The organism is Amycolatopsis sp. Poz14, from assembly GCF_006704225.1.
Classification (GTDB): Bacteria; Actinomycetota; Actinomycetes; order Mycobacteriales; family Pseudonocardiaceae; genus Amycolatopsis; species Amycolatopsis nivea.
Genome location: NZ_JACLHD010000001.1, coordinates 6,019,815 through 6,036,383 on the forward strand (window position 1 = coordinate 6,019,815; position 16,569 = coordinate 6,036,383).

General features: G+C 72.9%; 2 protein-coding genes. Both read left to right on the plus strand.

Features of this window, described 5'->3' with window-relative positions:
• Positions 1-6 precede the first annotated feature (6 nt).
• A complete protein-coding gene (locus tag FKO37_RS28335) occupies positions 7-4,329 on the plus strand; it encodes an amino acid adenylation domain-containing protein (RefSeq protein WP_238606460.1) in 4,323 nt (1,440 codons plus the stop codon).
• Complete coding sequence (locus FKO37_RS28340) at positions 4,326-16,547, plus strand: non-ribosomal peptide synthetase (protein WP_238606461.1); 12,222 nt, start codon at positions 4,326-4,328, stop codon at positions 16,545-16,547. Before FKO37_RS28335 ends, FKO37_RS28340 begins: the two co-directional genes overlap by 4 nt.
• Positions 16,548-16,569 lie beyond the last annotated feature (22 nt).

Consider the following 16,569-nt stretch of genomic DNA (forward strand, 5'->3'; position numbering starts at 1 on the left):
GCGACGATGGAAGGCTACCGGCTCTCCCCTCAGCAAAAGCGTGCCTGTCTGGTGCACCAGGCCGACCCGAGCGGTGTCTACCCGGCGCAGGCGCGCGCCGAAGTCGACGGGAACCTTGACCGCGAGCGGTTGCGCCGCGCCGTCGAAAGCGGGTGCCTGCGCCACGAAGCGCTGCGGACGGTGCTCCACCGGCCCGCGGGCATGGACTTGCCGATTCAGGTCATCCAGCCGACGCCGCGCGTGGCGTATGCGGTGCACGGCAGCACCGACCCGGCTGATCTGGCGCGAGCGCGCGCGGGCACGGATTTCGATCGCCCGGACGGTCCGCTCGTGCTGGCCGATCTGGTGCTGCTCTCGGATTCCCGGGCCGAACTGCTGCTGACGATGCCCGGCTGGCTGGTCGACGCGGTGTCCCTGCACGTCCTGCTGTCCGAGATCCGCGAGAGCTACGAGGGACGCTCGCAGCCCGAGGAACCGCTGCAGTACGCCGACGCCGCCGAGTGGCAGCACGATGTCCTGACCGCTCCCGAGACCGCCGGTGGCCGGGAGTTCTGGCAGACGCACCTCGCAGCGCTCCCGCCTGCCGAAGCGCTCCCCTGCGAGCGAACCGGTGCGGCGGAAGGCTTTCGCCCGGCGACCGTACCGGTCGAACTGCCCGCCGAAGTCGTCGCGCTCGCGCAGCAGCGGGAGTGGCCGCTCGACGCCGTGTTCGCCGCGGCATGGCAGGCATTGCTCACCCGGATGGCCGGCAGCGTCGTCCGGATCGCCTCGGCGGCGGCGAACCGGCCGCACGCGGAGATGCGGCACGCGGTCGGCTCGTACGTCCAGTGGCTGCCGCACGCCGCGGCGGCCGACCCGGCACAGACGTTCGCCGAGTCCGTCGCCGCGGTGGCGGATCAAACCCGGAAGCTCGCGGAAAACCAGGAATTCTTCGATGCGGCCGCGTTCGGCGAGACCCCGGCAGCGCGTGCCGGATTCGCCTGGACAGCGCTGCCGGCGCGGTCGGACTGGCCGGTCGTTTTCGCGGTCGCACACCGCGAACCGTTCCCGGTCCTGCTCGACGGGATGCGCTGCGGCACAACGATCCGGCTGGCGCTGCACCACGACACCGCCCGGCTGACCACCGGCGACGCGCGCCGGTTGGCAGCGATGTACGAGTGCTTGCTCGCCGCCGCGGTGCGGGAACCGGAGGCGCGGATCGAGTCGCTGCCGATGTCCCCGAGCGAAGAATCGCGCCGCGCGCTGGCCGCCGGGCTGCCCGCGTCCCCGGCCGCAGTTCCGGACCGCTGCGTGCACACGATGTTCGAGGAGCAAGCGGCGCTCCGGCCGGAGCAGACGGTGGTCGTCGCGGGAGAGGACCGGCTCACCTACCGGCAACTGAACGAGCGGGCGAACCGGATCGCGCACCGCCTGCGCCGGGCCGGCGTACGGCCGGAAGACCGGGTAGGCCTGGTGGCCGGGCGGGGAACCGGCTTGCTCGCCGGGCTGCTGGGCGTGCTGAAATCCGGCGCGGCGTATCTGCCGGTCGACGCCGACCTGCCACCGGCCCGCCGCGACGCCCTGTTCGAGCAGGCCGGCGTGCGGCTGGTCCTGGCCGAAGGCGGTGCGGGCGCGATCGACCCGGCCGACCCGAGCCTGGCCGGCGAACCGGCGACCGACCCGGTCGGCGGAGCGGGACTCGCCAACCTCGCGTACGTCGTCTTCACCTCCGGATCCACCGGCACGCCGAAGGGCGTCGCGGTCACGCACGACAGCCTCGCCCGCTATACGAGCGGCATCGCGGGCGTGCTGGATCTGCCCGCGGGCAGCGGGTACGGCATTGTCTCCACCTTCGCCGCCGACCTCGGGCACACCGTCGTCTACCCGTCGCTGTGCACCGGCGGCACGCTGCACGTCCTGTCCCGCGAGGTCGCGAACAGCCCGGCGCGGATGGCAGGCTACGCGGACCGGAACCCGATGGACTGCTTGAAGATCGTGCCGTCCCACCTGCGGGCGCTGCTGGACGGCCCGCGACCGGCGGCGGTCCTGCCGAAGCGACGGCTGGTCCTCGGCGGCGAGGCGCTGACCGCCGATCTGGTCCGGTCGGTACAGGAACTGGCGCCGGACTGCCGCCTGCTCAATCACTACGGCCCCACCGAAACGACCGTCGGCGTGCTCAGCCACGAAGTCGCCGCGGCGGACGACCCGGTGTCGCTCGGGCGGCCGCTCCCGCACGCCAGGGTGCATGTGCTGGACGACCGGCTCGACCTCGCTCCCTTGTGGACAGCGGGCGAGGTGTGCGTCGGCGGTCCCGCGACGGCCCGCGGCTACCTCGGCGACCCCGCGGCCACCGCCGAGCGGTTCGTGCCAGACCCCCGCCTGCCCGGCGAACGGATTTACCGCACCGGGGACCTGGCGCGCCGGCGCGCCGACGGCACGCTGGTCTTCCTCGGCCGCGACGACGACCAGGTGAAGCTGCGCGGGTACCGGGTCGAACCAGCCGAGGCCGCCGCGGTGCTCCGCCGGCATCCGGACGTCCAGGACGCGGCCGTCGTGGTCCGCAGCGGCAACGGCGCGCCGCAGCTCGTCGGGTATGTCGTCTCCGGCGCCACCCCGGAAGTTCTGCAAGCGCACTGCGCCGCGCACCTGCCGCCCTACCTGGTCCCGTCAGCGATCGTGCCGATCGGCGCGATCCCGTTGACCGCCAACGGAAAGCTCGACCGCGCGGCGCTTCCCGAACCGGCAGGCGCCACCGCGTACGCGCCGCCGGAATCCCCTGCGGAGGAGACTCTCGCCGCCATCTGGGCCGAACTTCTCCGCGTCGACCGAGTCGGCCGCCACGACGGTTTCTTCGCACTGGGCGGCGACTCGATCCTGGGCATCCAGGTGGTCTCGCGCGCGAACCAAGCCGGCCTCGCGGTGACGCCCCCGCTGCTGTTCCAGCACCCGACGATCGCCGCTCTCGCCGCTGCCTGCGCGACCGGCGCCGCGCCCGTCCGGGCGGAACAGGGACCGGTGACCGGACCTGTGCCGGCGACGCCGATCCAGCGCTGGTTCCTCGGCTTGGGCCTGCCCGACCTGTCGCGGTACAACCAGACGATCTGCTTGCGCCCGCGGCAAAGCCTGCGTGCCGGGCCGCTGCGGTCCGCACTGCATGCGCTGGTCGTCCACCACGACGCGCTGCGGCTGCGCCTGACCCGGACCCCCGACGGCGATTGGACGCTGGACAACGCACCGATCGCCGAGCACGAACTGCTGCGCACCGCCGACGACCTCGAACCGGCCGTGGTGCACGCACAACAAGACATCGACACCGCGTCCGGCTGCCTGCTTCGCGCCGTCCTAGCCGGCAACGGCGCCGCTCAGCGGCTGGTTCTGGTCGCACACCACCTCGGCGTCGACGGGGTGTCCTGGCGCATCCTGCTCGAAGACCTCGCGACCGCGTACCAGCAGGCCGCGGCAGGGCACCCGGTCCGGCTGCCCGCGAAAACCACCTCGTATCAGGAGTGGGCCGTGCGGACCGCGGAGCGGGCGCATGCCCACGACGCGGAAATCCCGTACTGGACGGACCTGCTGACTGCGGCGCGCAACGCCCGGATACCGCAGGACGAGTACCGCGCCGGCGGGCCAGGCACCTACGGCGAGAGCCGGACGGTCGCCGTGGAACTGGACGCGTCCGCCACCGAAGCCCTGCTCGGCCGGTCCGCGCAGACCTCGGTGCACGCCGCGGTGCTCGGTGCGCTCGGCCGGGTCCTGCACAAATGGACTGGGCAGCAGGCGGTCGTGGACGTCGAAGGCCACGGCCGGGACGTCCACGGGGCGGAATCCGACCTGAGCCGCACCGCCGGCTGGTTCACCACCATCCACCCCGTGCGGCTGACCTCCGACGGGGCCGCGCCCGCACCGTCCGGCGGGATGGGCTACGGCATCCTGCGCCACCTCCGCTCGGACACCGCCACCGCCCGCCTGCGCGCGCTGCCCAGCCCGGCGATCCGGGTCAACTACCTCGGCCGCGGAACCGGTTCCGCCGCCGGCGGATTGCTCGAGCTGATGCCCGACCGTCTCGGCCGCACGGCGGACCCGACGGCTCGGCGGCCGTACCTGCTCGACATCACCGCCGTCGAACTGTCCGGCCGGCTGAAGATGACCTGGGAGTACCGCCCAGCAGTTCACCGCGAGCAGACCGTCGCGACACTCGCCGGGGACTGCCTGCGCGAACTGGCCGCGGGCCCCGGCCCCGGCACCCGCGCGGAGCAGGGGCCTCGCTTCGCCGAGTCCGGCCTCGCCGAAGCGGACCTGGCCGAGCTCATGGACGAACTCGACACGCTGCCCGCCGAGGGGGACGCATGACCGGACAGCACGCCCGCATCGAGCGCATCTACCCGCTCTCGCCTCTGCAGCAGGGCATGGTGTTCCACGCCCTGTACGAACCGGGCAAGGACCCGTACGTGGAGCAGGTGTGCTGCACGCTGACGGGCGAACTCGACGCGGCGGCGTTCCGGGACGCCTGGGCCAAGGTCATGGACCGGCACGCCGCGCTGCGCACCGCGTTCCGCTGGACCGGGCAGGCGCAGGCACGGCAGGTCGTGCACCGGCAGATCGCGTTGCCGTGGACCGAATCCGACCTCGCCGGGCTCGGCGCGCACGAACAGGCCGCGGCCGTCGCGGACCTCGCCGAGCGGGACTGGGCCCGCGGCTTCGACCTCGCCCGCGCCCCGCTGTTCCGGCTGACCTTGGCCCGGCTCGGTGAGCGGGAGCACCGTCTGGTGTGGACGAACCACCACGCGGTGCTGGACGGCTGGTCGCGTTCCCGGGTGTTCGGCGAAGTGATGACGCTCTACGGCGCCGCGGTCGCCGGACGGGACGCCGAGCTCGCGCCGGCACCCGCTTTCGGCGACTACATCGCGTGGTACCAAGGGCTCGACCTCGCGCAGGCGGAGAAGTTCTGGCGCGATACGCTTTCCGGATTCAGCGCGGCCACCCCGCTGCCGTTCGGAACCGCCGAGGCGCGCGAGGGCACCGGCTCGGTGCGGCTCGACCTGTCCGAATCCGGCACGGCCGCGCTGCGCGCGCTCGGCCCCAGCCACGGGTTCACCGCCAACACTCTCGTCCAGGCCGCGTGGACGTTGCTGCTGGCACGGCACAGCGGGCAGTCCGACGTCCTGTTCGGGGCGACCGTCGCCGGCCGGCCGCCGGGCCTCGCGCGCGTCGAGGACATGGTGGGGTTGTTCATCAACACCGTCCCGGTGCGCGTCCGGGCGACCGGCGAGTCCGTCGCCGAATGGCTCGGGGATCTTCAGCGGGCATTCGTCGAACTCCGCCAGTACGAGCACACGCCGTTGGCGGAGACGCGGCGGTGGGCCGAACTGCCCGGGAACAGCCCCCTCTTCGAAAGCCTGGTGGTCTTCGAGAACTACCCGCTGGACGAGCACACCGCAGGCAGTCCTCGAGTGGCCGGCGTCAGCTTCCGCGAGCAGACGCACTACCCGCTCACCCTCGTCTCGGCGCTCGCCGATCGGCTGACGCTGCGGCTGGCGTACGCGCGGAATCAGTACGACGAAGCGGGTGCGAGCGGATTGCTCGCCGAACTGAAGGACCTGCTGGCCGCGCTCGTCGCGAATCTCGACGCACCCGTCGCTGCGCTCGCCGCGCTCGCGCCGGAGCGGGAAGCCGCCCTCCTCGCGAGCTGGAACCCCGCCCCGGCAGCGGTTTCCGCGGACGAAGGAACGCTGGTGGAACGCTTCCTCAGGCAGGCGCGCGAGCGGCCGGACGCCATCGCGGTGGTCTGGGGCGGGGAACAGTTCACCTACCGCGCGGTCGCACGCCGGGCCGCGGGGCTGGCAGAGCAGCTCCGCTCGGCCGGAGTCGGCCGCGAGGTGCTGACCGGGGTGCTCGTGGACCGCGGCCCGCAGCAGGTGATCGCACTGCTGGCGTGTCACCTCGCCGGCGGAGCCTACGTGCCGCTGGACCCGGAGTATCCGCGGAAGCGGCTGGACTATCTGGTGTCCGACAGTCAGATCCCGACGCTGATCAGCACCGTCGACCTCGCCGACCGGATCCCGGACGGGCCGGCGGTGGTCTTCCTCGCCGGCACCGAAGCCGACCCGGCGCCGCCGCGGATCGACCCGGCCGACCTCGCGTACGTCATCTACACGTCCGGATCGACCGGAGAGCCCAAGGGCGTGCTGGTCCCGCATCGCAACGCGGCGCGCTTGTTCGACGCCACCCGCTCGTGGTTCGGCTTCGACGCCGGCGACGTGTGGAGCCTGTTCCACTCGGTCGCGTTCGACTTCTCGGTCTGGGAGCTGTGGGGCGCGCTGGCGCACGGCGGCCGCCTGGTGCTCGTGGACGACCTGACCCGGCGCACGCCCGCCGAGTTCGCCTGCCTCGCCGACCGGCAAGCGGTCACCGTGCTCAACCAGACTCCCTCGGCGTTCCTGCCGCTGACCGAGGTCGCCGGCGACCTGCCCAGCCTGCGCACGGTGGTCTTCGGCGGCGAAGCCCTGGCCGCCGACCGGTTGTCGCACTGGGCCGGGCTGCACGACCTGGACCGGCCCCGGCTGGTGAACATGTACGGCATCACCGAAACCACCGTGCACGTCACCGGGCACCCGGTCGGCGCGGCGGACCTCGACCCGGCCGCGGGCAGCGTCATCGGCCGTCCGATCCCGGACCTGCGCGTCTACCTGCTTGACGAGAACCTGCGTCCGGTGCCGGCGGGCCGGACCGGCGAACTTCACGTCGGCGGCGCCGGACCGGCCCGCGGCTACCTTCGCCGCCCAGGGCTGACCGCGCAACGCTTCCTGCCCGATCCGTACGGCCCGGCCGGGACGCGCATGTACCGCACCGGCGACCTGGCGCGGGCGCTGCCTGATGGCACGTTCGTCTACCTCGGCCGTGCCGACGACCAGATCCAGGTCCGCGGCCACCGCGTCGAACCGGCCGAGATCGAGGCCGCACTGCGCGCCCATCCGCACGTGACCGGCGCGCACGTGCGGCTCCGCGACGATCAGCTCGTCGCGTATCTCACCGCCGGCGGCGAGGTCGGCGACCTGCGTGAGCACCTCGCGCGGCGCCTCCCCCGCCACCTCTTCCCGGCGCATTGCGTCGTGGTGGACGAGTTCCCGCTCACCGTGCACGGCAAGATCGACCCGGCGGCGCTGCCGGAGCCCGGCCGCGAGCGGTCGGGAGTCGAGACGGCCGCACCGAGAACGCCGGTGCAGGAGGTCGTCGCCGGGGTCTGGCAACAGCTTCTCGGCGTCGAGAACGTCGGCATCCACGACGACTTCTTCGCGCTCGGGGGCCACTCCCTGATCGCCGCCCAGGTCCATGCCCGGCTCCGGGCGGTGTTCGGCGTCGACGTGCCGCTGCGGGTGCTGTTCGCGCATCCCACCGTCGCGGAACTCGCCGAGCACGTCGAAGCTCGCCGCGGCACGACCGCGGACCAGCGGCCGCCGCTGCGCGCGCAAGACCGCCCGGCGGACGTTCCGTTGTCGTTCGCACAGCAGCGCGCCTGGTTCTTCGAGCAGTGGGCTCCGGACAGCCCGCTCAACACGATCATCGCCGGCCTGCGGCTCACCGGCGTCCTCGACGTGGCAGCCGTTGCCGCGGGGCTGACCGTCATCGCCGCGCGCCATGAACCCCTGCGCACCGCTTTCGGCACCGGGGCCCCGTCGCAGGTGATCTCGCCGCCCGCGCCGGTGCCGTTGCCGGCGGTGGACCTCCGCGGCCTCGACCCGGCCCGGACCGCCGCGGTCGTCCGCGAGCTCGCCGCGTCCGAGGCCCGGCTGCGCTTCGACCTTCAGGCCGGGCCGCTCGCCCGCGCTCGGCTGCTGCGCCTGGCCGAAGACGACCACGTGCTGTTGCTTGGCCTGCACCACACCATCGCCGACGGCCGTTCGCTCGAGGTCCTGCTGGCCGAATTGACCGAGCTGTACACCGCGCTCCGGGAACACCGCGAACCGGTGCTCCCGGAACTTCCCTTCCAGTACGCGGATTACACCCTGTGGCAACGGTCCTGGTTGGACAGTGCGACGCTGGAGCGGCAGCTCGCGCACTGGCGCGAGAACCTCGCCGGCGCGCCCGCGCTGCTCGAACTTCCCACCGACCGTCCGCGCCCTGCGGAGCTGGGATTCGACGGCGCGAGCCACGCGTTCACCGTGCCCGAACCGGTCCGGCAGATGCTGCACCAGGTGAGCCGGGAGATCGGCGCGACGCCGTTCATGACTCTGTTGGCCGCGTTCTCGCTGGTGCTGTCCCGCTACAGCGGCCAGGACGACATCGTGGTCGGCACGCCGATCGGACAGCGCCCCACCGAGGAAGCCGAACGGCTGATCGGGTTCTTCACCAACACCTTGGCCCTGCGCACCGATCTCAGCGGCAACCCGACCTTCGCGCAACTGGTCGCCCGGGTCCGCGAAGGGTGCCTGGACGCCTACGCCAACCAGGACGTGCCGTTCGAGCAACTGGTGGAAGAACTGCGTCCCGCACGGGACGCCAGCTACGCTCCGCTGGCCCAGGTGGGATGCGACTACCAGCGGGTGTCCTCGCCCGAACTCGGCTGGCCGGGCGTGCGCGTCCGGCCGCTTGACCCGCCGCCCGGCAACGGAACGGCGAAGTTCGACCTGGCGCTCGCCCTGGTCGAAAGCCCGGATTCGCTGACCGGCACGCTGATCTACAACACCGCGTTGTTCGAGCCGGCTACCGTCGAACGGATTGCCGTCGTGCTGCTCGACGCGCTCGCCGCCCTGACGACCGAGCCGAACCGGCGGCTGCGCGACGCGCCGCTGCTGTCCCCTGCCGACCACGACCTGCTGACCCGCCGGTGGAACCACACCCCGGCCCCCGCGGCGCCAGCCCTCGGATTCGCGGATCTCGTTGCCGCACAGGCCAAGCGCAGCCCGGACGCGGTCGCGGTCGCGATGGGCGGGCATCAGCTCACCTACGCCGCGCTCGACGCGCGCGCCACCCGGCTGGCCCAGCACCTGCGGGCCGCCGGAGCCGGACCGGACGTCCGCGTCGCGGTTTGCCTGGAGCGTTGTCCCGAACTGGTGATCAGCGTGCTGGGCATCATGAAGGCGGGCGCCGCCTACGTGCCGCTGGACCCGACGTATCCAGCCGACCGGCTGGCATACCTGGTCCAGGACAGCCGCGCGCAACTGCTGCTGTCGCAACGGGACCTGCTGGACCGGTTGCCTCGGCACGAGAACGTCCTGCTCCTCGACGAGCAGTGGCCTGCAATCCGCGCGGAGCGCGACGACACCCCGCTGCCGCCGGTTCCGCTCGACGCCGTCGCGTACGTCATCTACACCTCCGGCTCCACCGGCCGTCCAAAAGGGACGATGGTGCCGCACCGCGGCATCGCGGCGCTCGCCGACGCGCAGGCGGGCGCGCTGGAGGTCGGCAACGGGAGTCGCGTGTTGCAGTACGCGTCGCTGAGCTTCGACGCGTCCCTGCTGGAACTCGTCATGGCGCTGCCGTCCGGCGCGACGTTGTGCCTCGCGCCGCGCGAGCGGCCGCTCCCCGGCCCGGATCTCGTCCAGCTCCTGGACGAGCAAGCGGTCACCACGGTGATGCTGCCGCCGTCCGCGCTGGCGGTCACCCCGGACGCAGCGCTGCCGGCTCTGACCACCGTGACAGTCGGCGGCGAGGCGTGCTCGGCCGACCTGGTGCGCCGATGGGCGCCCGGCCGCCGGTTCCACAACCTGTACGGGCCCACCGAGGCGACCATCTGCACCGTCATGGCCGAATGCCTGCCGGGTGCGCTGGTGGCGATCGGCAGGCCGATCCCGGGCAGCACCGCGTACGTGCTCGACGCCGAGCTGCGTCCGGCGCCGATCGGCGTCCCCGGCGAGCTGTGCCTCGGCGGGGACGGCCTCGCCCACGGGTATCTTGGCCGGCCTGGCCTGACCGCGGACCGTTTCGTGCCGGACCCGTTCGGGCCGCCCGGTGCGCGGCTTTACCGCACCGGTGACCGGGTGCGGTTCCGTGCCGACGGGACGCTCGCGTTCCTGGGCAGGCTGGACGCCCAAGTCAAACTGCGCGGCTTCCGCATCGAGCCGGGCGAGATCGAAGCCGCGTTGCGGAGCGTCCCGGACGTGGCGGACGCGGCGGTGGTCCTGCGCGAGGACCAGCCGGGCGCGCCCCGGTTGGTCGGGTACGCGGTGGCGAACACCGGAGTCACGACCGACGAGCTGCGCGCGGCGTGCGCCCGCGATCTGCCGGAGTACATGGTCCCGGCCGCGTTCGTGGTTCTCGACGAGTTCCCGTCGTTGCCGAGCGGCAAGCTCGACCGCGGCGCGCTGCCCGCGCCCGGCGCGGACCGTCCGGAACTGGCGGTGTCGTACTCCGCGCCCTCCACCCGGACGGAGCGCACGATCGCCGACATCTGGGCGAAGGCGCTCGGGCTGGATCGAGTGGGCCGCGACGACGACTTCTTCGCCCTCGGCGGCGACTCGATCCTGAGCATCCAGGTGATCACCCAAGCAGCCAAGACGGGTCTGCGGATCAGCCACAAAATGCTCTTCCAGAACCGGACCGTGCGCGCCCTCGCGTCCGCCGTCGAAGAAGCGGCCCCGGCGGCGGCCGGCTCCGGCGCTCAGGACGCGGTGTCCGGCCCGGTCCGGCCGACTCCGATCCAGCAGTGGTTCCTGGACCAGCACCTGCCGACACCGGAGCACTACAACCAAGCGCTGCTGGTGCGTCCGCGCCGTCCGCTGCACACCGAAGCGCTCCGTGCGGCGCTGCGCGAAGTGGTTGCCCACCATGACGTCCTGCGGTTGCGCGTGACGTCCGGCACCACGCTGGACATCGCCGCCCTGTCGGACGCGGCGCCGGTCCAACTGACCGTCGCCGGGCCGGCGGACGCGGAAACCATCGCCGAAACGGCCGCCGAGGCGCACGCGGGCATCGACCTGTCCGCGGGCTGCCTGCTTCGCGCTGTCCACATCAGACTCGCGGACAGCGAACGGCTGCTGCTGGTGGCTCACCACCTCGCCGTGGACGGCGTTTCCTGGCGGATTCTTCTGGAGGACTTGGCCACCGCTTATCATCAAGCGCTGCGCGGCGCGCCGCTCGCGCTCCCGGCCAAGACCACCGCCTTCCGGGACTGGGCCGCCGGTCTGGCCGAGCACGCGAACCACCCCGAGATCAGCGTCCAGATTCCCTATTGGACAGACGTGCTGGTCGACGCGCGGACCCCAGCCCTGCCGACCGACGCGGACCTCGACCCGGCGGGCGACACCTATGCCGCCGCCGGTTCGGCGACCGCCGAGCTCGACGCCACCGCCACCGAAGACCTGCTCCGCTCCTCCGGCCCGGCCAGCGCGCACGAACTGCTGCTGACCGCGCTCGGCCGCGCACTCTGCGACTGGACCGGAAGCGACCGGGCGGTGGTGGACGTGGAAAGCCACGGCCGGGAGGCCTTGTCCGGCATGGCCGGGACCGCCGACCTGACCCGCACGGTCGGCTGGTTCACCGCGATCTACCCGCTCGTCCTTCCGGTCACCGGACCGCCGCGGACTGCGGTGCGCAACGTCCGCGAAGCGATCCGCGCGCTGCCGGACGGCGGTCTGGGCTACGGGCTGCTGCGGCACGGACGCTCCGACGCCGCGACCGAGCGGCTGCGCGCGCTGCCCGGACCGGAGGTGTGTTTCAACTATCTCGGCCAGGTGGACCAGTCCTTCGCGGGCGACTCGCCGTGGCTGCCCGCGGAAGAAGACACCGGGCCCGGCCAGTCGCCGGACGTCCCGAGGCGGTACCTGATCGACGTGGTTGCGCTGGTCGCCGACGGCCGCCTCCGGATCACCGTGACGCACGGCGCGCTGCACCGGCGCGAGACGGTGGCCGGCTTGCTCGACGCGCTCCGCGCGCACCTGCGCACGTTGCTGGCCGCCGTCCGGTCCGGATCCGGCGACGCGCTCGTGCCGGCGGACTTCCCCTTGGCCGACCTGGACCAGGCAGCGCTCGACCGCCTCGCCGCCGCGACCGACGGCGCGGTGGAAGACGTCTACCCGCTTTCGCCGATGCAGGAAGGGATGCTGTTCCATACCGTCCGCGAGGACGGGCCCGGCTCGTACGTGGTGCAGATGGCCGCCCGGCTGACCGGGAAGGTCGACCCCCGCCGGTTCCACGCCGCCTGGCAGCGGGTGCTGAACCGGCACGCGGCGCTGCGCACGTCGTTCCACTGGGATCGGCTGCACCGTCCGCTCCAGGTCGTGCACCACACTGTGCCCGTCGCCGTCGACACGGTGGACTGGCGGGCGCTGGACCGCGCGGAACAGGTCGTGCGCAGCGCGGAATTCCTGGCCGCCGACCGGGAACGCGGGTTCTCCCTCACCCGCCCGCCGCTCATCCGCCTCACCCTGCTCCGGCTGGCCGACGAGGAGTGGGAACTGGTCTGGACCCATCACCACCTGTTGCTGGACGGCTGGTCGATGCCGCTGGTCGTGCGCGAGCTGTTCGGCTGGTACGAAGCGCTCGACGACGACGGCGCCCCGGCGGTTCCGGCCGCTCCCGCCCGCCCGTACCGGGACTACATCGCGTGGCTGCGGGACCAGGACCCGGCGGAGGAGTTCTGGCGCGCACGGCTCGGCGGCTTCGCCGCTGCCACTCCGCTTCCGGCGCGCACACCCGGCAGGACCGGGAACGGGTACCGCACCGCGGAGATCCGGCTTCCCGAGGACGCGACCGAACGACTGCGGCAGTTCACCCGCGACCTGGGCATCACGACCAGCACACTGGTGAACGCCGTCTGGGCGGTGCTGCTCGGCCGGCACAGCGGGGAGGAAGACGTCGTGTTCGGCGTGACGGTCGCCGGCCGCCCACCGGAACTGCCCGGCGTCGAGTCGATCGTCGGCCTGTTCATCAACACGCTGCCCGCGCGCGTCCGCCTGCCCCGGCGGCAGCCGGTCGGCGAGTGGCTGCGAGAGCTGCACCAAGACCTGCTGGAAATGCAGAGCAACGCCTACAGCCCGTTGGTGCGGATGCAGGCCTGCAGCGCGGTGCCGCGCGGCAGCAGCCTGTTCGAAAGCATCGTCGTGTTCGAGAACTACCCGGTGGACGAAGCCGCGGGCCAAGCCCTCACCGGGGTCGAAGCACGCCAGGTGCACGCCGTCGAGCAGACCGACTATCCGCTGACCTTCAGCTCCGCTCCCGGCCCGCGGCTGCTGCTGTCGCTGCTCTACGACAACGGCCGCTACAGCGCGGATGCGGCCGAAGAGCTGCTCGCCCAGCTGCGGCACCTGCTGGCCGAGTTCGCGAAACACCCCGGTCGACCGGTCGGCCAAGTGTCCATTTTGGACGACAACGCGCACTGGGCCGTGCTGTCCCAAGGAATTTCCCCGGTCTCCCCGGCGTCCGAGGAGCGTCCGCTGCACCGGCTGGCCGAGGAGCACGCCGAGCGCACGCCGGATGCGGTCGCGGTGGTCGCCGACGACCGGCAGCTCACCTATCGTGCGCTGAACGCACGCGCGAATCAGCTGGCCCGGGTGCTGCGGCGGCACGGCGTCGGTCCGGAGACGCGGGTCGGGCTGCTGCTCGACCGCTCCCCCGGCCTGCTGGTCGGGTTGCTGGCGGTGCTCAAAGCCGGCGGCGCGTACGTGCCGCTCGACCCGGACGCGCCTGCGGACCGGAATCACCGGCTGACCGGCGACGCCGGAATCCGGCTGCTGGTGTCCGACCAGGACCTGAGCGATGCGCCCGTACCGGCAATCCCGGTCAGCGCCGGCGGTTCCGAGTCCGCGGAGAACCTTCCCGGAACGACCTTGCCGGACAGCCTCGCCTACGTCGTGCACACCTCCGGTTCGACCGGACGTCCGAAGGGCGTGCAGGTCAGCCACCGCAACCTGAGCGCCGCCGCGGCCGCCTGGCGCACTGCGTACGCGCTGTCCGAAGAGGATCGGCACCTGCAGATGGCGGGCGTGACGTTCGACGTGTTCACCGGCGACGTCACCCGCGCGCTCAGTTCAGGCGCGGCTCTCGTGCTGTGCCCGCGCGAACTGCTGCTCGACCCGGCCGCGCTGGCCCGGCTCCTGGACGAGCAGCAGATCACCGCGGCCGAGTTCGTGCCAGTGGTGCTCCGGCACGCAGTGGAGGCCGTGCAGTCGTCCGGCGGCCGGTTGCCCGCGCTGCGGTTGCTGGTGTCCGGCGCGGACGCTTGGCCGGCGCGCGATCGCGCGGCGGCCGCGCGGATCGGCGGCGAGCGCACCCGTGTCATCAACTCCTACGGCGTCACCGAAGCCACTGTCGACAGCACGTGTTTCGACGGTGAGCTCACCGAGGCTGGCGACGCGCTCGTCCCGGTCGGCCGTCCGCTCGGCGCTACCAGGGTGTACGTACTGGACCGGTCCGGCGCGCCGGCGCCGCTCGGCGCGCCCGGCGAACTCCACCTCGGCGGACCGCAGGTGGCCCGCGGGTACGCGGGTCTGCCCGGCCTGACCGCTGAGCGGTTCGTGCCCGATCCGTGGGGCGGTCCGGGCGACCGGCTTTACCGCACCGGCGACCGGGCTCGCTGGCGCCCTGACGGCGAACTGGAGTTCCTCGGCCGTCTCGACGAGCAGGTGAAGCTGCGCGGCGTGCGGATCGAACCAGGCGAGGTGGAGGCGGCGCTCGCCGCGCATCCGGCCGTGCGCGCCGCGGCCGTCGCGGTCCGGGCCGATGCTCGCGGGGAACCCCGGTTGGCCGGTTACGTCGTCGCGGATCGCGACGACGCTCTGCTGGCGGAAGTCCGGGCGACGGCTGCGCAACTGCTGCCCGCGTCGATGATGCCCTCCGTTCTCGTGGTTCTGGACGCCTTGCCCCTGACTGCGAACGGAAAGCTCGACCGGTCCGCGTTGCCTGCCCCGGAGGCGCCCGAAGCCACCGAGGATTACGACCCCCCGGAAACAGCCGCCGAACGCGCGATCGCCGAGGTCTGGGCGAAAGTGCTCGGCGTGCCGCGAGTGTCGGCGACCGACAGCTTCTTCGCCCTCGGCGGCGATTCGATCGTCAGCCTTCAGGTCGTGGCCAGGACACGGACCGCGGGCTGGGCCGTCAGCCCGAAGCAGGTGTTCGACCACCAGACTGTCCGGGCGCTGGCGGCGGTCGCGGTCCCGGCCTCGCCCGTGTCGCACGCCGAGCAAGGCGTGGTGACCGGCTCGCTACCGCTCACTCCGGTCCAGGCGACGTTCTTCGCCGAACAGCACCCGGCCCCGCACCACTACAACCAAGCGGTGCTGCTCCGTGCGCGCGGTCCGATCGACACCGAAGCCCTCGAACGGGCCTTGCGCCTGGTGGTCCGGCACCACGACGCGTTGCGGATGCGATTCCGGCGCACCGAAGACGGCTGGGCGCAAGAGCAGGCCGGGCTGTCCGGACTGCCGGCGCGACTGCTCACCGTGGAAGACCTCGCCGCGGCCGACGATCCCGCCGCGGCGGTCGAGGCCCGCGCCGCCGCCGCGCAGCGCACCCTCGACCTCGACGCCGGGCTGCTTCTGCGCGCGGTGTGGTTCGACCTCGGCACCGACCGTCCCGGCCGGTTGCTGCTCGCGGTGCACCACCTCGCGATCGACGGCGTCTCGTGGCGAATCCTGCTGGAGGACTTGGCCCACGCGTACACCCGCGAACGCGACGGGGCCCCGGTCGAGCTGCCGCCCAAGACCACGGCGTTCCGGGACTGGGCGCAGGCGCTCGCCGAACACGCGCACAGCGACGAGGTCGGCGCGCAGACCGGCCACTGGCTCTCCGTCGCGCGAGCAGGGGCCGAATCCGGTCTCCCGCTGGACCTGCTGCCCGAGGCGGACGAGGGTCTGGAGGACATCAACACCCGGGCCCAGCTGGCCGCGGTGACCCGCGAACTGGACGAGGAAACGACCCGGCTCCTGCTGCACGAGGTGCCCCCGGCATACCGGGCCCGGATCGACGAGGTGCTGGTGACCGCGGTCAGCTCCGCGATCGCGAGCTGGGCGGGCGAGCCCTCGGTGCTGGTGGACCTGGAAGGCCACGGGCGCGAGGATTTCGGGGCCGCGCTGGATGTCTCCCGCACCGTCGGGTGGTTCACGAGCGTCTACCCGGTCCTGCTGACGCCCGATCCGCACGACCCGGCGGCCGCGCTGCGGCACGTCGGGCAGCGGATGCGTGAGGTGCCGCAACGCGGCCTCGGCTACGGCCTGATCCGCCATTCGCGCACCGGGGACCCCGCCGCGGCGCAACTGGCGGACCTGCCGTCCGCGGCGGTCTGCTTCAACTACCTCGGACGGCTGGACGCCGGATTCGGCGGGGCCGGGCCGTGGGAGCCGGCCGCCGAACCGGAAGGTCCGGGCCAGGACGCCCGCGCGCCCCGGCCGTACCTGCTGGAGGTCGACGCCATGGTGCTTTCCGGGCGGTTGCGGTTCACCTGGTCCTACAGCGACCGCCTGCACACCGAGGCGACCGCCGCCGGGCTCGCCGACCGCTGCGCCGCCCTGCTGCGGACCCTGGTCGAGCGCCGCCGCGACGCGGAGGCGGCGGGCTGGCCGGCCCCCGACGTGACCGGGGTCGCTTTAGCCCCCGGCGAGCTGGACGACCTGCTCGCCGGTTTCCGGACGCCATGACGATCTCCCCAGGAGCGCCGCC

Coding starts and splice junctions, on each gene's coding strand:
- FKO37_RS28335 (WP_238606460.1), top strand. CDS start 7: ATGGAAGGCTACCGGCTCTCCCCTCAGCAAAAGCGTGCCTGTCTGGTG.
- FKO37_RS28340 (WP_238606461.1), top strand. CDS start 4,326: ATGACCGGACAGCACGCCCGCATCGAGCGCATCTACCCGCTCTCGCCT.